We start from the raw sequence: 17799 nt of genomic DNA on the forward strand, positions 1-17799 counted from the left end.
GCGCCCAATGCCCAGCCTACAGCAGGTTATTTCACCGTGATGGTGATCTTCTGCGACTCAACCGGCGGGTTCAGCGGCACGTGGTTCTTGTCGCCAACCAGCAGTTGCAGGGTGTGCTGGCCCGGCGTCAGGTTCAGCTCGGTTTCCGTCTGGCCCTTGCCGAAGTGGCGGATGTTGTCGGTGGTCGGCAGCGGCGCGGTCATGTCGGGCTGATCCTTGACGTCGATCAGCAGGTGATGATGGCCGGTGTCTGGCACATCAACGCCGGCCGGGGCGACGCCCATGCCCTTGAGGCCGAACTGCACCTTGAATGCGCCGTTGACGGTCGCGCCGTCTTTGGGCGAGATGATGTAAACCTCGGCGCCTGCAGGCGATGCAGTGCGCGGCATGTCAGCGGCCTGGGCCAGCAAGCTCGCCCCCAGCAGCAGTCCGGTGAGGGCAGTTTTAGCGAATAACGTCTTCATGATCTCTCCGTTTTTATCGATGTGCGATTGGCGGGCTCGGGGTCGAAGCTTCTTTATCCCGACAGACAACCGCCCAGAAACGACCTTCACCTTAGCTTCGGTTGGCCGCGAAGTGTTTCGCTGAGTGGCTTGATGTAGAAGATTTCATGTTGGACCGATGCGGCGTCGCGCAGCAAACGCCGTTCATGTGGGAGTGAGCTTGCTCACGAAGGCGGCATTTCAGGCGCAAAAGATGTAGCGGATGTCTGGGCCTCTTCGCGAGCAAGCTCGCTCCCACGGGATCGCGGGTCGGCTTGTAATCTCCGGCTGCTGTAGGACTTGTGGGGGTGAGTTTGCTACAGCTCGAACGGCTCGTTCCCGCGCCGCCTGAACCAGCCGGTCAGCGACAGACGCTCGCGGGTCGAGGGCATGACTTCGTGGGGCATGTCGCCCGAAAGAAACACCACGAGGCAGCCGCCCGTTGGCTGCACGTCATACTCAACGCCGCCTTTGAGGTACATCCGCAACTGGCCGCCGTGCTCTGGCAACCAGCCGTCGTTGAGGTAGACGACCGCTGAGACCATGCGTTTGTCGTCATCGCGAAACCGATCCACATGCTTGAGGTAGAAGGCTCCCGGCGGATACAGCGCGAAGTGGCTTTCATAATCCTCAAGGCCCAGAAACAGCCCCCGGTTCAGCGCCTGACGCAGGCTCTCCATCAGGTCGAGATAACGATCGCACGGCTCGGCCTGCCCCGCTTCGAGCCATTGGATGTGATCGCCTCGAATCCCCTCGCGCACCTCCTGCGCCGGCCCGCGCCCCACTGCGGCAGGCGCGAGCTCACCCTGGACGGCACGTGTGCGGCATTCAAGGGCCAGCTCTCGGGTCAGGGTATCGGGCAGGAAGATGTTCTGCTGCGACCAGCCACGCTCGGCCAGGTCGTCGACGATTCGCAACAGCAGCGGGTGATCAGGGGATATGCGCATGGCGCGCATAGTATCCATACGCCGATTAATCCGACAGGGCCTGCAGTCCGGCGAATGAGGAATATTTTCGCGGGTTTGAATACGCCCGGCGGTTTTGCCCGATCACTGATCGAACCCACGGTTTTTAGCGGGGTCTGGCAAGTGTTAACTCGACAAATCCCCGCTGCCCCACCGAGAATGGCGGCCTGCCGACAGGAGTCTCTAATGCGCCGTCTGTTTTTCCTGCTGTTGATGTTCTGCACTTTGCCCGCTTGGGCAGACGGCCACGATCAGCTCTACAAGCTCGCCGGCTGGCCGGAACAACGCGCTCATTTTGTCGATGCCTTGAAAGCCGCTCAGCAGCGTTACCGCAACAGCCTTCCGCCCGCCGTGTTCGACGCTCTGGTAAGTAACAGCAATCAGCGGTTCGCGCCGCAGGCGATGGACCAGCGCGGGGAGCAAATGCTGCGCCAGACGCTGCAGGACCCGAACCCTGCGCTGCAGTTTTTCCAGTCGCCGCTGGGCCGCAAGATTGTCAACGCCGAGCTCACCGCCACGCGCCCGGACCAGCTGGCCAAAAACGCTCAAGGCCTGCCGCACATTCAGGCCGACGACAACCGACTGCTGATCATCGGCCACCTGGCCAACGCCCTCCCCGCCAAGGAAGCCGGCGCCGAGGTCAGCATGGCGATTGCTGGCGTCGCCGCCGACAGCCTGAGCTCGATGATTCCAGGCCTGATGGGCGGCGGAACGACCCAGGCCATGCTAGACAGTCAGCGCCAGCGGCTCATGGGGCAGATCGGCAAGGACGTGAACAACACGCTGCTCTACGTGTACCGCGACCTGTCGGATGGCGAGCTGGACGAGTTCGCCAGCTTCGCCGAGTCCAACGATGGCAAGGCCTATTACAAGGCAGCGCTGGCAGCAGTTCGCGCGGGATTGGCGGTCGGCCAGACTGTCAAATGACGTCAGTGGGACCGGCTTAAGCCGGGAAGAGGACTGAGTAAACACCCTCCATCTTTCGGTGTGACCACTGAAGCCTTCCCGGTTAAAGCCGGCCTCACACTCGCTATGTCAGCCGGGAAACCTGCCCTCCGAGCCCTACCCCATACGCTGCGTCAGAAACTCAAAAACCGCGCGCGCAGCTCGGGTGACTCATTGACGAGATGGTGCCGCGCTTCGTGCAGCATGAAGATCTGCGGATCAGCGAACTTGTCCTTGAGCACCGGCAGGTTATGTTTCCAGTCCACGGTCATGTCCGATTCGCCCTGCACGATCAGCGGGCTGCGGCGGCTGCGGGGCGCGCGCTCGATGCGTTCGATCCATTTGGCCAGCGCGCCCACCCAGACGGTCGGCAGGCGTCGCGGCTGCAACGGGTCCGCCAGCAGAAAAGGCAGAAAGGTCGGAGCGTTTGAGTTTTCGCTAAAGCGTCTGTCGATGGCTTTGACGAAGCCGCGTAGCAGGTAATAACTGAACTTCGACAAGGCCCAGCCACGCGGCCGCACCAGCGGCGCCAGCAGGATCGTCTGACCCTGCGCCGGACTGGCATCGCCGTGATGCAGCAAGTGGTCGATGACAATCGCGCCGCCAGTGCTTTGCCCGCACAGGTGCCATGGCTGCGGCAGGTTGAGGCTTTCGGCCTCAACGAAAAGCCGGTCCAGCACCGCCTGGTACTCCGAAAAGTCGGTAATGCTCGCCCGCGCCCCGCTGGACAATCCATGGCCCGGCAAGTCGCAGGCAATCACCACCAGTCCAAGCCCCAGCGCCCAGTCGATAACGTGACGATACAGCCCAACGTGATCGTAAAACCCATGCATCAGCACCAGCGTGCCAACGGGTTGATCGGGCATCCACAGCTGCGTGACGATCTCATAGCCGCCCACCTCAACGCGTCCTATCCGGCTACTGGTGGCGCCACTCGGGCCGAGCGCATTCAAACCGTAGAAACGCTGATAAGCCTGGGCCTCTGCAGATGGCGCCTGTGACGCGTTCAGCGGCAACAGCTCAGCACGCAGATGGTCGGGGTCGAACGTGTCGGACATCGGAATTCCAGATGAGGGTGTGTAGGAAGCGACCGCACGGAAGTGTCATCTGTCCGCCGCGGCGTGGCAAGTTACGCCACTTAAATCCATCGGCGCGCCGTCTACCCAGTCGCGAGACAAATCTGTAGCCTGCAAAACCTTCCCGATTCTCATTTGAGCCCCCGGATGAAACGCAGCCTTTACGTCGTCGTCGCATTGTTGGTGCTCATCGGGGGCGCAGGCGCGTGGTACATCCACAGCAAACAGCCGGTCCGCGATGGCGAGATAAGCCTCGCAGGTCTGCAGGCCCCGGTCACCGTGCGTTACGACGAGCGCGGCGTGCCGCATATTCGTTCCGACAACCAAAACGACTTATACCGCGCACTGGGCTACGTCCACGCCCAGGACCGCCTGTTCCAGATGGAAATCCTGCGCAGGCTGGCGCGCGGCGAGCTGGCTGAAGTGCTGGGTCCCAAGCTGGTCAACACCGACAAGCTGTTCCGTAGCTTGCGCATCCGCGAGCACGCCGATGCCTATATCGCGCGCCAGGACAAGAACACGCCGGCGTGGAAGGCGCTTCAGGCGTATCTGGACGGCATCAATCAATACCAGGCGACGCATCCCAAACCGATCGAGTTCGACGTGCTGGGCATTCGCGAGCGGCCGTTCACGGCGCAAGACACCCTCAGCGTCGGCGGTTACCTGGCGTACAGCTTCGCCGCGGCGTTTCGCACTGAGCCGCTGATGACCTACGTGCGAGATCAATTGGGCCCGGAATACCTGAAGGTGTTCGATATGGACTGGCAGGCAAAAGGCGCCGTTGACCAGTCCCCTGCATTGACGAGTAACGACTGGAAGGGCCTCAATGATCTGGCGCTGCTCAGCCAACAAGCGCTGGAGAAGGCCGGTCTGCCGCAGTTCGAGGGCAGTAATGCCTGGGCGGTGTCCGGCAGCCGCACCCAGAGTGGTAAACCGCTGCTGGCGGGTGATCCGCACATTCGTTTCTCGGTGCCCGCGGTCTGGTACGAAGCGCAGCTGACGGCGCCGGGCTTTGAACTTTACGGGCATTTTCAGGCGCTCAACCCCTTCGCATTGCTCGGCCACAATCTGGATTTCGGCTGGAGCCTGACCATGTTCCTGAACGATGATCTGGACCTGATCGCTGAAAAGACCAACCCCGATAATCCCGATCAAGTCTGGTACCACGGCGCCTGGGTAGACATGACGTCTCGGACCGAGCAGATCAGCGTCAAGGGCGAATCTCCCGTCACGCTCACCCTGCGGCAGTCACCCCACGGCCCGATCGTGAACGACGCGCTGGGCGCCAATGGGCCGCAACAGCCGCGCGATACGCCGATTGCGATGTGGTGGTCGTTCCTGGAGTCGGACAACCCGATCCTGCAGGGCTTCTACGAAGCCAACCGCGCCGACACCCTGGACAAGATGCGCAGCGCCGCCGAGAAGATTCAGTCGCCAGGTCTGAACATCGTCTACGCCAACGCCCGGGGCAATATCGGCTGGTGGGCGGCGGCGCAGTTGCCGAAGCGGCCTGCGGGGGTCAATCCGACGTTCATTCTCGACGGCAGCTCCGAGCAGGCTGACAAGCACGGTTTCTACCCTTTCAGCGACAACCCGCAGGAAGAAAACCCGGCGCGGGGTTATATCGTCTCGGCGAACTTCCAGCCGGTGTCGCCGACGGGGATGGAGATTCCGGGCTACTACAACCTCCCCGAACGCGGTCGCCAGTTGAATAACCAGTTGAGCGACGACAAGGTGAAATGGAGTCTGGAGAACAGCAAGGCGCTGCAGCTCGGCACGCGGACGGACTACGCCGCGCAGATTCTGACGCCGCTGATTCCGGTGCTGCGCCGGGTGGTGAGCGAACCGGAGGAGCACGATTTACTGGAGCGGTTGGCGGCGTGGAACGGTGAGTACTCCGTCGATTCGGTGGGGGCGACGCTGTTCAATCAGTTCCTGTTCAATCTGACCGATCAGGTGTTCCATGACGAGCTGAGCGACGGGATGTTCACGACGCTGCTGTCGACACGACTCATTGACTTGGCGCTGCCGCGACTGGCGGCAGACCCTGATTCGCCGTGGTGGAACAATCGCCATTCAAGAGAGCCCGAGAGCCGCGACAACACAGTGAAGGTCGCGTGGCATGCAGCGGTCTCCCATTTGAAATCGCTGTACGGGCAGAACCCGGATGAATGGACGTGGGGCAAAGCGCACACGCTGACCCACGAACATCCGCTGGGCAAGCAACCGCCGCTGGACATGCTTTTCAATGTCGGACCATTCGCTGCGCCGGGGACCCATGAGGTGCCGAACAACCTGTCAGCCAATATGGGGCCCGCGCCGTGGCCGGTCACTTACGGGCCATCGACGCGCCGCCTCATCGACTTCGCCGACCCGTCCCATGCGTTGGGGATCAACCCGGTGGGCCAGAGCGGCGTGCTGTTCGACGAGCACTACGCCGATCAGGCGCAGCGTTACGTCAACGGCGAGTACGCGCCGGAGCGGTTCAGCGAAGGGGATGTGGCGGGGAACAGCAAAGAAGTGTTGAGGCTTGTACCAGGGCGTTGAACCCATATTCAGATTGTGGGACCGGCTGGAGCCCCGACCTGTGGGACCGGCTTTAGCCGGGAAGGCGTTAAGCGCTGCACCGTAGAATCTACAGCGCACACACCGGCCTCTTCCCGGCTGAAGCCGGTCCTACGAGATCAAACCGATTCGACCACCTTCGCACGGCGCAGGTCCGGCTGTTTCCAACCATCTGCAGCGGCTTCTTCGATGGCTTGCTGGATCGCGCGCTTGCGGTTGTTTTCCGCTCGGCGGCTGAAGAACCAGACCAGGAAGGTCGCAATCGACACCGCCAGCAGGATCAAACTGGCAATCGCGTTGATCTCAGGCTTCACGCCCAGGCGCACCGCCGAGAACACTTCCATCGGCAGGGTGGTCGACCCCGGGCCGGAGACGAAGCTCGCCAGCACCAGATCGTCCAGCGACAGCGCGAAGGACATCATCGCCCCCGCCGCCAGCGATGGCGCGATCATCGGGATGGTGATCAGGAAGAACACCTTCCACGGCCGCGCACCCAGGTCCATTGCCGCCTCTTCGATGGACATGTCCAGCTCACGCAGACGCGCCGACACCACCACCGCCACATACGCCGCACAGAACGTCGTGTGAGCGATCCAGATGGTGACAATGCCGCGCTCCTCGGGCCAGCCGAGCAACTGCGCCATCGCCACGAACAGCAGCAGCAGCGACAGGCCGGTGATCACTTCCGGCATCACCAGCGGCGCGGTGACCAGACCGCCGAAGAAGGTCTTGCCCTTGAACCGGGTGATGCGCGTCAGCACGAACGCCGCCATGGTGCCCAGCGCCACCGCCGCAATCGACGTATACAGCGCGATTTCCAGCGAGCGCATGACCGCGCTCATCAGCTGGGTGTTGTCGAGCAGACCGACGTACCACTTCACCGACCAGCCACCCCAGACCGTCACCAGCTTGGAGGCGTTGAACGAGTAGATCACCAGAATGACCATGGGCGCATAGATGAAGATCAGGCCCAGTACCAACATCAGGTTCGAGAATCGGAAGCCTCTCATGCCTTGCCCTCCAGCTCTTTGGCCTGACTGCGGTTGAACAGAATGATCGGCACGATGAGGATCAACAGCATCACCACCGCCAGCGACGACGCTACCGGCCAGTCACGGTTGTTGAAGAATTCCTGCCACAGCACTTTACCGATCATCAGCGTCTCGGGGCCGCCGAGCAGTTCCGGGATGACGAACTCGCCCACCACCGGAATGAACACCAGCATGCAGCCGGCGATGATGCCGTTCTTGGACAGCGGCACGGTGATTTTCCAGAAGCTGTTGAAGGTGCTCGAGCCCAGGTCCGACGCGGCTTCCAGCAGACTTTGATCGTGCTTCACCAGGTTCGCGTACAGCGGCAGGATCATGAACGGCAAATACGAATAGACCACGCCGATGTACACGGCAAGGTTGGTGTTGAGGATCTGCAACGGCTCGCTGATCACGCCCAGCCACATAAGGAAAGCGTTGAGCAGGCCGTTGTTACTGAGGATGCCCATCCACGCGTAGACGCGGATCAGGATCGCGGTCCAGGTCGGCATCATGATCAGCAGCAACAGCACCGTCTGCATCTCTTTGCGGGCGATGGAGATGCCATACGCCATCGGATAGCCGATCAACAGGCACAGCACAGTGCTGATGAACGCCATCTTCAACGAGCCGAGATACGCCGAGATGTACAGATCGTCACTGGTCAGCAGCGCGTAGTTGGCGAAGTTGAGCACTATGTCGAGCTTCTGCTCGACGTAGGTGAAGATCTCGGTATACGGCGGAATCGCTACATCGGCTTCAGCGAAGCTGATCTTGATGACGATCAGAAACGGCAGCGCGAAAAACAGGAACAGCCACAGGAACGGCACGCCAATAACGGCCTGGCGCCCGGTGGGTTTTATTCGATTGAAAGCCCGTTTTATTTTTCGGATTTTCATGAGCGCAATACCACGCCGCTGTCGTCTTCCCACCAGACGAAGACTTCATCGTCCCAGGTCGGTCGTGTGCCCTGACGCTCGGCGTTGGCGACAAACGACTGCACCAGCTTGCCCGACGGCAGTTTCACGTAGAACACCGAGTGACCGCCCAGATAGGCGATGTCGTGAACTTTGCCCCGGGACCAGTTGTGTTCGAACGAAGGTTGCTCAGTGGTCACCAGCAGCTTTTCAGGACGCAGCGCATAGGTAATCCGCTTGTCTTCCACCGACGTGGTGACGCCGTGGCCGACATAGATTTTGCGTTCGAGCTCAGGGCTGCTGATCAGCGCGTGGCCTTCCATGTCTTCGATGACCTCACCGTCGAACAGGTTGACGTTGCCGATGAATTCACAGACCAGACGGCTGGTGGGCGTTTCGTAGATATCGATCGGGCTGCCGATCTGCGCGATCCAGCCCAGGTGCATGATCGCGATGCGCTCGGCCATGGTCATGGCCTCTTCCTGGTCGTGGGTCACCATCACGCAGGTCACGCCCACGCGCTCAATGATTTCGACCAGTTCCAGCTGCATCTGTGAGCGCAGCTTTTTATCCAGTGCGCCCATGGGTTCGTCGAGCAACAGCAGCTTCGGTTTCTTCGCCAGCGAACGCGCCAGGGCCACACGCTGACGCTGACCGCCGGACAACTGATGCGGCTTGCGCTTGGCGTACTGGGTCATCTGCACCAGCTTGAGCATCTCGGCCACGCGGGCCTCGACTTCGGCCTTGGGCAGCTTGTCCTGCTTGAGGCCAAAGGCGATGTTGTCCGCCACGGTCATGTGCGGAAACAGCGCGTAGGACTGGAACATCATGTTGATCGGACGTTCGTACGGCGGCATGTCGGTGATGTCGACGCCGTCGAGGTAAATGCGCCCTTCGGTCGGGCGTTCAAAGCCGGCGAGCATGCGCAGCAAGGTGGATTTCCCCGAGCCGGAGCCGCCGAGCAGGGCAAAGATTTCACCCTTGTTGATCTGCAGAGACACGTCGTCCACAGCAATCGTCTCATCGAACTTCTTCGTGACCCGATCGATTTTGACCAGCACCTGTTTCGGTTGCTGACCACCCTCAAGGGATTTCTTGTAGGCGCCGGAGGCAACTGCCATGGGTGAAACTCCCAACTGTTTTTGCGCCCGGCCAATGTGGCCGGGCGCCAAGGTCTTTATTTACCGGTTTTGATCTTCGTCCAGCTGCGCGTCATCACACGCTGGATCTTCGGCGGCAGCTCGGAGTTGACGTACAGGCGCTCCTGTATTTCCTTCGAGGGGTAAACCGCCTCATCGTTGCGAATCTCCTGATCCATCAGCTCACCCGAAGCCGGGTTCGGGTTGGCGTAACCGACCTGGTCACTGACCTTGGCGATGACGTCGGGCTTGAGGACGTAGTTGATGAACGCGTGAGCGGCCTTCACGTCCGGCGCATCCGAAGGGATCGCGAGCATGTCGAACCACAGGTTGCCGCCCTCTTTCGGGATCGAGTAGGCAATCTTGACGCCCTTCCCGGCTTCTGCGGCACGGGCCTTGGCCTGGAAAACGTCACCGGAAAAACCGGCCGCGATGCAGATGTCGCCATTGGCCAGGTCCGTGATGTATTTGGACGAGTTGAAATAGGTCACGTACGGACGGACTTTGAGCAGCTTGGCTTCAGCGGCTTTGTAGTCTTTCTCGTCGGTGCTGTTCGGGTTTTTGCCCATGTAGTTGAGGACTGCGGGCAGCATTTCGTCAGCCGAGTCGAGGAACGCGACGCCGCACTTCTGCAGCTTCTTGATGTTTTCAGGCTCGAACAGCGTGGCCCAGGAGTCGATGGTGTCGACGCCCAGCACTTCCTTGATCTTGTCTACGTTATAGCCAATGCCGTTGGTGCCCCACAGATACGGCACGGCGTACTGGTTGCCCGGGTCGTTTTTTCCAGACGCTTGAGCAGTTCGGGGTCAAGGTTGGAATAATTGGGCAGCTGGGATTTATCAAGCTTCTGAAACGCCCCGGCCTTGATCTGTTTGCCCAGGAAGTGGTTGGACGGCACGACCACGTCATACCCGGTGTGGCCGGCCAGCAGCTTGCCTTCCAGGGTTTCGTTGGAGTCGAAGACGTCGTACTTGGTCTTGATCCCGGTGCTGGACGTGAAGTCCTCCAGCGTCGTGGTGCCGATGTAATCGGACCAGTTATAAATGCGAACGGTGGAATCCGCGTAGGCACCGGCAGCGAGTGTGAGCCCGGCGCCGAGCAGCAAGCCTTTTGAAAATAAAGAAATAGACACGTGTGCCGTCCTTTTTAGTAGGTGGGCTGTTGCCCGTACCGATGACAGTAACGACTGCCTGTGACCCATCCGGCGCGCAACTTACCTTCGATAAACCCTTCTCGCAAAAAAACTTTTTGTGACGCGCGATTGTGTGGGCGTGAGCTTGCTCGCGATTGCGGTGTGTCAGTCCTGCATCCGGCTGAGGCAAACCGCATTCGCGAGCAAGCTCACTGCCACAGGTGCGCCGTACAGGACGACGCACCCGGTCACGCTTATTTACCCGATTTGATGTTGGTCCAGCTGCGGGTCATCAAGCGTTGAGTCGCCGCCGGCAAGTCGGCGATCGCGTACAACTTGGCCAGAACGTCTGCTGGCGGGTATACGCCCGGGTCAGAGGTAATGTCCTTGTCGACGAACTCGGTTGCCGCCTTGTTGCCGTTCGGGAAGTGAACGGAGTTGGTGATCTCAGCCATCACCTTCGGTTGCAGGAGGAAGTTCATGAACTTGTAAGCGCCTTCGACGTTCTCGGCATCTTTCGGGATGGCGACCATGTCGTAGAAGCTGCCTGCACCTTCTTTCGGAATGTTGTAGCTGACTTTGACTTTGCCGCCCGCTTCCTCAGCGCGCGCCTTGGCCTGGTAGATGTCACCCGAGTAACCCACGGCTACGCAGATGTTGCCGTTGGCCAGGTCCGAGATGTACTTGGACGAGTGGAAGTAGGTGATCGAAGGACGAATCTTCTTGAACAGATCCTCGGCCTTCTGAATGTCCTCTTTCTTCTGAGTGTCGGTCGGCAGGCCCAGGTAATGCAGCGCCACTGGCAGCATTTCGGTTGGCGAGTCGAGGAAGCTGATCCCGCAGCCTTTCAGCTTGGCAGCGTTTTCCGGCTTGAACAGCAGGTCCCACGAGTTGACCGGTGCATCAGCGCCCAAAGCGGCTTTGACTTTTTCAGCGTTGTAGCCGATGCCGATCGAGCCCCACATGTACGGGAATGCGTGCTTGTTGTCCGGGTCGCTGATCGACACGGCTTTCAACAGCGCAGGGTCGAGGTTTTTGTAATTTGGCAGCTTGGACTTGTCCAGCTCCTGGTAGACGCCGGCCTTGATCTGCTTGGCCAAAAAGTTGTTCGACGGAACGACGATGTCGTAACCCGATTTCCCCGCCAGCAGCTTGGCTTCCAGGGTCTCGTTGCTGTCGAACACGTCGTAGACCACTTTGATGCCCGACTCTTTCTCGAAGTCGGCGATGGTGTTTGGTGCGATGTAATCGGACCAGTTATAGACGTGGAGGACTTTGTCATCGGCCTGTGCAGCGGCGGCCACTGCGCCCATGAGGGACAAGGCCAGGAGGGTTTTGCCAAATTTCTTCATTCGTACGGCTCCAGTGTTTTTATGTAAGCGGCGTCTAGACGGCGGACAGTCTGGCAATTTCCCGGTAAAAATTCAGCCTTGCAATGACTCAAGCGTCAGGTCCAGGCACTTGCGCGCCTTTTCAATCAACTCGTCGATCTCGGCGAAGGTAATCACCAGCGGCGGCGAGATGATCATGGTGTCGCCCACGGCCCGCATGATCAGGCCATTGTTAAAGCAAAAAGTGCGGCAAATCATGCCTGCGCCCTTGCCGACATAACGCTCGCGAGTGGCCTTGTCTTTCACCAGTTCGATTGCGCCCAGCATGCCGACGCCCCGCACTTCACCCACCAGCGGGTGATCGCTCAGCTCGCGCAGACGCTTTTGCAAATAGGGTGCCGTTTCGGACTTCACCCGTTCGACGATTTTTTCTTCGCTCAGAATGCGAATGTTCTCCATACCCACTGCTGCCGCCACCGGGTGACCGGAGTAGGTAAAGCCGTGGTTGAAGTCGCCGCCCTCGTTCAGCACCCTGACCACGTCGTCGCGCACGATGACGCCGCCCATGGGTATGTAGCCCGAGGTCAGGCCCTTGGCAATGGTCATGAGGTCAGGCTTGAGGTCGTAGTAATCACTGCCGAACCATTCACCGGTGCGGCCAAAACCACAGATCACTTCATCGGCCACAAAGAGGATGTCGTACTTGGCGAGGATCTCCTTGATCTTCGGCCAGTAGGTATCCGGCGGCACGATCACGCCGCCAGCACCCTGGATCGGCTCGGCAATAAACGCGCCGACGTTGTCTACGCCCAGTTCGAGAATCTTCTTCTCCAGCTGTTCGGCCGCCCAGACGCCGAACTCGTCGGGGGTCATGTCCCCGCCTTCACCAAACCAGTACGGCTGCGGAATGTGCACGATGCCCGGAATTGGCAAATCGCCCTGCTCGTGCATGTAGGTCATGCCGCCCAGGCTTGCGCCAGCGACGGTCGAACCGTGGTAACCGTTGACGCGGCTGATGATGACTTTCTTGCTTGGCTGGCCTTTGATCGCCCAGTAATGGCGAACCAGGCGCAGCACCGTGTCGTTGCCTTCGGAGCCTGAACCGGTGAAGAACACGTGGTTCATGCCCTCGGGGGCAATGTCGGAAATGGCCTTGGCCAGTTGAAGTGCCGGCGGGTGAGCGGTCTGGAAGAACAGGTTGTAGTAAGGCAGCTCGCGCATCTGCTTGCTGGCAGCGTCGGCCAGTTCTTCACGACCATAACCGATGGCGACGCACCAGAGCCCGGCCATGCCGTCGAGGATCTTGTTGCCTTCGCTGTCCCAGAGATAAACGCCCTTGGCGTGGGTGATGATGCGCGGGCCTTTCTCTTTCAACTGCTTGAAATCGCTGAACGGCGCCAGGTGATGATCACTGCTGAGGGCTTGCCATTCGCGGGTTTGCGGGTTGTTGGAACTCATGAATCACTCCATTGTGGTATCGCGTGTGGGGCGCCGTCGATTCGCTCGTGATCCGCTCGGATCTGGCTAGGATTCGGCGACGCCCCGTGACGTCAGACGGCAAAGAGCAGGAATTCCCGCTCCCACGAACTGATCACACGCTTGAAGTTTTCGTGCTCGGCGCGCTTGACCGCGACGTAGCCGGTGATGAATTTCTTGCCGAGGTATTTTTCGACCGTCTTGCTGTTTTCCATGCGTTCCAGCGCGTCTTCGATGGTCAACGGCAGGCGCAGGTTGCGGCGCTCGTAACCACGGCCGACCACAGGGGCACTGGGGTTCAGGCCCTCGACCATGCCAATGAAACCGCACAACAGGCTGGCGGCGATGGCCAGATACGGGTTGGCATCGGCGCCAGGCAGGCGGTTTTCCACGCGACGGTTCTGCGGACCGGCATCCGGTACGCGCAGGCCAACGGTGCGGTTTTCTTCGCCCCACTCCACGTTAACCGGCGCGGAGGTGTCCGGAAGGAAGCGGCGGAACGAGTTGACGTTGGGCGCGAACAGCGGCAACAGCTCGGGGATCAGCTTTTGCAGGCCACCAATGTGTTGCAGGAACAGCTGGCTCATCGTGCCGTCTTCATTGGAGAAGATGTTCTTGCCGGTCTCGATGTCGATGATGCTCTGGTGCAGGTGCATGGCGCTGCCGGGCTCGCCGGTCATGGGCTTGGCCATGAAGGTCGCGGCCACATCGTGCTTGAGGGCGGCTTCGCGCATGGTGCGCTTGAACACCAGAATCTGATCCGCCAGCGAAAGCGCGTCACCGTGACGGAAGTTGATCTCCATCTGCGCGGTGCCGTCTTCGTGAATCAGCGTGTCCAGGTCGAGGTTCTGCAGTTCGCACCAGTCGTAGACGTCTTCGAACAGCGGGTCGAATTCGTTGGCGGCTTCAATGGAGAACGACTGACGACCGGTTTCCGGACGCCCTGAGCGCCCCACTGGTGGCTGCAGCGGGTAATCGGGATCGTCGCTGCGCTTGGTCAGATAGAACTCCATCTCCGGCGCAACAATCGGTTGCCAGCCTTGATCGGCATAGAGCTTTAGGACTTTCTTGAGGACGTTGCGCGGGGACAGCTCGATGGGGTTGCCTTGCTTGTCGTAGGTGTCGTGAATCACCTGCGCAGTCGGCTCGATGGCCCAGGGCACCAGAAACACCGCGCTCTGGTCAGGACGGCAGAACATGTCGATGTCTGCGGGGTCCAGCAATTCGTAGTAGATATCGTCTTCGACGTAATCGCCCGTCACGGTCTGGAGCAGTACGCTTTCCGGCAAGCGCATGCCCTTTTCAGCGATGAACTTGTTGGTCGGTGAAATCTTGCCCCGCGTGATACCGGTGAGGTCGGCGATCATGCATTCGACTTCGGTAATCCTGTGTTCTTTCAACCAATCGGTGAGCTGGTCGAGGTTGGTACTCATAAATACCTCAGGGTTTTAATTCCTGGTCGCCGTCATGGCGGTCAGGCGTTCTTTGAAGCGCTGGCGTTACGGTGCCGCATTTTGAATCAAGGCATCGCCAAATGCGGGAAGACTCAAAGATAGTCGTGCTTGTGCGAAACGCGCGGCGGAAGATGCCGCAGACAGCCGGGGCCGGGTACGACAGCCGAAGCAAAAGACGCGCCCGCTGGAACCGCTGCGTGGATAAAGAGTAAGGTGTCGAGGAGCCACGCAGAGGCATGGGCAGTGCACGGCGCCCTGGCTGGGCCGCTACACTGAACGCGTGAGGTATGAAAAGCAGGTGCCCGAATGGCTGAGTGCAGGCGGTGAGGCCGATCAGCGGAAGGCGAAACATGAGACCCCCGGTATTATTGCTGTTATGGGTTGCAATCGAGCTTAGCGTTGTTCATTTTTTCCACAACACGCCCGTAAAAAATAAAACACGCCCTACTCAAACCCGCAGTTTGCATTACGTTAGGTGCCTAACATTTGCCCTAAAGTGCGGCGAAAATGGCTTTTCGGCGCCCTTTTAGGGCAAAACAGGGCTCCCTTGACTTCGTCTGGCCTTTCGGATTGACTGAAACCCGTAATGCTCGATGATTGATATTTTCAACAACAAAGGTGTTGCATCATGTCGGTACCCCCGCGTGCCGTTCAGCTCAACGAAGCGAACGCGTTCCTTAAGGAACATCCTGAGGTTCTATACGTTGACCTTCTGATTGCAGATATGAATGGAGTGGTGCGCGGCAAGCGCATCGAACGCACCAGCCTTCATAAGGTTTACGAGAAAGGCATCAACCTCCCAGCTTCCCTATTCGCACTGGATATCAACGGCTCGACGGTGGAAAGCACCGGTCTTGGTCTGGACATCGGTGACGCTGACCGAATCTGCTATCCAATCCCCGACACTCTCTGCAATGAGCCCTGGCAGAAGCGTCCTACCGCACAACTCCTGATGACCATGCACGAGCTGGAAGGCACGCCTTTCTTCGCGGATCCGCGTGAAGTGCTGCGCCAGGTTGTCAGCAAGTTCGACGAGATGGGCCTGACCATCTGCGCTGCATTCGAGCTTGAGTTCTACCTGATCGATCAGGAAAACGTGAACGGTCGTCCGCAACCGCCGCGCTCGCCGATCTCTGGCAAACGTCCACATTCGACACAGGTCTACCTGATCGACGATCTGGACGAGTACGTCGACTGCCTCCAGGACATTCTGGAAGGCGCAAAAGAGCAAGGCATTCCCGCCGACGCGATCGTCAAGGAAAGTGCCCCGGCGCAGTTCGAAGTGAACCTGCACCACACCGCCGACGCGCTGAAAGCCTGTGATTACGCGGTGCTGCTCAAACGCCTGATCAAGAACATCGCCTACGACCATGAGATGGACACCACCTTCATGGCCAAGCCTTATCCGGGCCAGGCAGGTAACGGTCTGCACGTGCACATTTCGATCCTGGATCGTGATGGCAAAAACATCTTCACCAGTGAGGATCCCGAGCAGAACGCCGCATTGCGTCATGCGATCGGCGGTGTGCTCGAGACCCTACCCGCGCAGATGGCGTTCCTTTGCCCGAACGTCAATTCGTACCGCCGGTTTGGTGCTCAGTTCTACGTTCCGAACTCGCCGTGCTGGGGTCTGGATAACCGGACCGTGGCCGTACGCGTACCAACCGGTACCGCCGATTCGGTACGTATCGAGCACCGGGTTGCCGGTGCGGATGCCAACCCGTATCTGCTGATGGCATCGGTACTGGCAGGCATTCACCACGGCCTGACCAACCAGATCGAGCCCGGTCCGCCCGTGGAAGGCAACTCCTACGAGCAGAACGAGCAAAGCCTGCCGAACAACCTGCGTGATGCACTGCGCGAGCTGGACGACAGCGAAGTCATGGCCAAGTACATCGATCCGAAGTACATCGATATTTTCGTTGCGTGCAAGGAAAGTGAGCTGGAGGAGTTCGAGCACTCCATCTCCGACCTTGAATACAACTGGTATCTGCACACGGTTTGATGGCTGCAAGGTCCAGAAAACGCCACCTTTTCGAGAGAACCGGTGGCGTTTTTCATTCATGAGCTGCGCGGACACCCTGTGGGACCGGCTTCAGCCGGGAAGGCAATCTCCCGGCTGCCACTGTAGAATGCCGGCGGCCCCGACCGAGAGAGCACTGATGACCCGCCTTGCCCCACCCCGCAAACCTCGTGCACGCAGCCAGGCGCGGATCGACTCAATCCTTGATGCCGCACGTGCGCTGCTGGCCTCGGACGGCGTGGCTAGCCTCTCCATCTACAGCGTCGCCGAACGGGCCGAGATCCCGCCTTCCTCGGTCTATCACTTCTTCGCCAGCGTTCCCGCGCTGCTCGAAGCGCTCACGGCCGATGTTCACGAAGCCTTTCGCGAAAGCCTGCAGCAGCCCATCGATCATGATCAGTTAAATCAGTGGCGTGACCTGTCCCACGTAGTGGAATCGCGCATGCTCGCGATCTACAGCGACGACGCTGCCGCGCGGCAGTTGATCCTCGCCCAACACGGTTTGACCGAAGTCACTCAGGCGGATCGTCAACACGACATTGAACTGGGCAACCTCATGCATGAGCTGTTCGCCCGGCATTTCCAACTGCCGACGCTGCCCGATGATGTTGAGGTGTTTGCCCTGGCGCTGGAACTTGCGGATCGGGTGTACGCGCGCTCGGTGCAATTGCACCACGCGATTACCCCGCGCATGGCCGAGGAAGGGTTGCGTGTGTTTGATGCGTATCTGGGGTTGTACCTGCCGCCGTATTTGCCGAAGCGGTTAATCGAGCAATAACGCAGGTCAGTTGTGGGGGCGCCACCCCGGTCACTCCCACAAGTCCTCGACCAGCCCGAAGCCCGAGTCAGACGCTAAACCTGTGGGAGCGAGCTTGCTCGCGAAAGCATTCTGTCAGACAGCCTGACTATTACTGACCCACCGCATTCGTGAGCAAGCTCACTCCCACAGGTCCTCGCTCAGCCCGAAGCCCGAGTCAGACGCTGGAGTTGTGGGAGATCGCTTGCGATTCAGCATCGATCACAACTTGGCGATCGACACCTCGGTCGATTTCACGAAGGCGATCACTTCGCTGCCAACCACCAATTCCAGCTCTTTCACCGAGCGGGTGGTGATAACGGAAGTGACGACACCCGATGCGGTCTGCACATCGATCTCGGACAGCACGTCGCCGGTGACGATTTCCTTGATGGTGCCTTTGAACTGGTTACGCACGTTGATGGCTTTGATAGTCATGGTAAGGCTTCCTTAGTGAGATCAGCTCCGGG

14 protein-coding genes and 1 pseudogene are annotated in these 17799 nt (G+C 59.7%); 4 read left to right on the forward strand and 11 right to left on the reverse strand.

Going from position 1 to position 17799, the window contains the following annotated elements:
• Window positions 1-26 precede the first annotated feature (26 nt).
• On the reverse strand, window positions 27-464 hold the full coding sequence (locus JN403_RS02620; RefSeq protein ID WP_205485089.1) for a DUF4399 domain-containing protein: 438 nt from the start codon (window positions 462-464) through the stop codon (window positions 27-29).
• A gap of 335 nt (window positions 465-799) precedes the next feature.
• Window positions 800-1438 carry a 2OG-Fe(II) oxygenase gene (locus JN403_RS02625; protein WP_172613011.1) on the reverse strand — a complete coding sequence of 213 codons (639 nt, stop codon included), beginning with the start codon at window positions 1436-1438 and terminating at the stop codon, window positions 800-802.
• A gap of 195 nt (window positions 1439-1633) precedes the next feature.
• Between JN403_RS02625 and JN403_RS02630 the strand changes: the two genes are divergently transcribed.
• Window positions 1634-2374: a DUF2059 domain-containing protein gene (locus tag JN403_RS02630; RefSeq protein WP_122533991.1), complete on the forward strand. Its 741-nt coding sequence runs from the start codon at window positions 1634-1636 to the stop codon at window positions 2372-2374.
• A gap of 152 nt (window positions 2375-2526) precedes the next feature.
• On the opposite strand, the gene JN403_RS02635 is transcribed toward JN403_RS02630, so the two are convergent.
• Complete coding sequence (locus JN403_RS02635) at window positions 2527-3450, reverse strand: alpha/beta hydrolase (protein ID WP_205485090.1); 924 nt, start codon at window positions 3448-3450, stop codon at window positions 2527-2529.
• A 165-nt stretch (window positions 3451-3615) separates the two neighbouring features.
• Between JN403_RS02635 and JN403_RS02640 the strand changes: the two genes are divergently transcribed.
• Window positions 3616-6015, forward strand: a complete 2400-nt coding sequence (locus JN403_RS02640) for a penicillin acylase family protein (protein WP_205485091.1) — start codon at window positions 3616-3618, stop codon at window positions 6013-6015.
• A gap of 137 nt (window positions 6016-6152) precedes the next feature.
• Here the strand turns inward: JN403_RS02640 and JN403_RS02645 are convergent, their stop codons facing one another.
• The 7 genes and pseudogenes from JN403_RS02645 to JN403_RS02675 all read right to left on the reverse strand — a co-directional run bounded on the left by JN403_RS02645 (window position 6153) and on the right by JN403_RS02675 (window position 14489).
• Window positions 6153-7043: an ABC transporter permease subunit gene (locus JN403_RS02645; RefSeq protein WP_122622881.1), complete on the reverse strand. Its 891-nt coding sequence runs from the start codon at window positions 7041-7043 to the stop codon at window positions 6153-6155.
• The gene (locus JN403_RS02650; protein ID WP_037016213.1) at window positions 7040-7960 is read right to left on the reverse strand and encodes an ABC transporter permease subunit; all 921 of its coding nucleotides are present in this window, start codon (window positions 7958-7960) and stop codon (window positions 7040-7042) included. Before JN403_RS02650 ends, JN403_RS02645 begins: the two co-directional genes overlap by 4 nt.
• Window positions 7957-9099 carry a polyamine ABC transporter ATP-binding protein gene (gene potA / locus JN403_RS02655; protein ID WP_074889771.1) on the reverse strand — a complete coding sequence of 381 codons (1143 nt, stop codon included), beginning with the start codon at window positions 9097-9099 and terminating at the stop codon, window positions 7957-7959. Before potA ends, JN403_RS02650 begins: the two co-directional genes overlap by 4 nt.
• A 56-nt stretch (window positions 9100-9155) precedes the next feature.
• Window positions 9156-10249 (reverse strand): annotated as a pseudogene (locus JN403_RS02660) (polyamine ABC transporter substrate-binding protein).
• A 254-nt stretch (window positions 10250-10503) separates the two neighbouring features.
• Window positions 10504-11601 (reverse strand): polyamine ABC transporter substrate-binding protein, encoded by a 1098-nt coding sequence (locus JN403_RS02665; RefSeq protein ID WP_122533996.1) that lies wholly within the window; start codon window positions 11599-11601, stop codon window positions 10504-10506.
• A 72-nt stretch (window positions 11602-11673) separates the two neighbouring features.
• On the reverse strand, window positions 11674-13038 hold the full coding sequence (locus JN403_RS02670) for an aspartate aminotransferase family protein (protein WP_205485092.1): 1365 nt from the start codon (window positions 13036-13038) through the stop codon (window positions 11674-11676).
• A 92-nt stretch (window positions 13039-13130) separates the two neighbouring features.
• Window positions 13131-14489 (reverse strand): glutamine synthetase family protein, encoded by a 1359-nt coding sequence (locus JN403_RS02675; RefSeq protein ID WP_037016227.1) that lies wholly within the window; start codon window positions 14487-14489, stop codon window positions 13131-13133.
• A gap of 649 nt (window positions 14490-15138) precedes the next feature.
• Between JN403_RS02675 and JN403_RS02680 the strand changes: the two genes are divergently transcribed.
• Together JN403_RS02680 and JN403_RS02685 are read left to right on the forward strand one after the other, a co-directional pair.
• On the forward strand, window positions 15139-16515 hold the full coding sequence (locus JN403_RS02680) for a glutamine synthetase family protein (RefSeq protein ID WP_065987362.1): 1377 nt from the start codon (window positions 15139-15141) through the stop codon (window positions 16513-16515).
• A 157-nt stretch (window positions 16516-16672) separates the two neighbouring features.
• Window positions 16673-17311 (forward strand): TetR/AcrR family transcriptional regulator, encoded by a 639-nt coding sequence (locus JN403_RS02685; RefSeq protein ID WP_122533998.1) that lies wholly within the window; start codon window positions 16673-16675, stop codon window positions 17309-17311.
• 240 nt (window positions 17312-17551) lie between these two features.
• Here the strand turns inward: JN403_RS02685 and JN403_RS02690 are convergent, their stop codons facing one another.
• Window positions 17552-17767, reverse strand: coding sequence for a TOBE domain-containing protein (locus JN403_RS02690; protein ID WP_037016233.1), 216 nt, complete (start codon window positions 17765-17767; stop codon window positions 17552-17554).
• Window positions 17768-17799: the final 32 nt, after the last annotated feature.

Origin of the sequence: Pseudomonas sp. 15A4, assembly GCF_016925575.1 — a bacterium.
Classification (GTDB): Bacteria; Pseudomonadota; Gammaproteobacteria; order Pseudomonadales; family Pseudomonadaceae; genus Aquipseudomonas.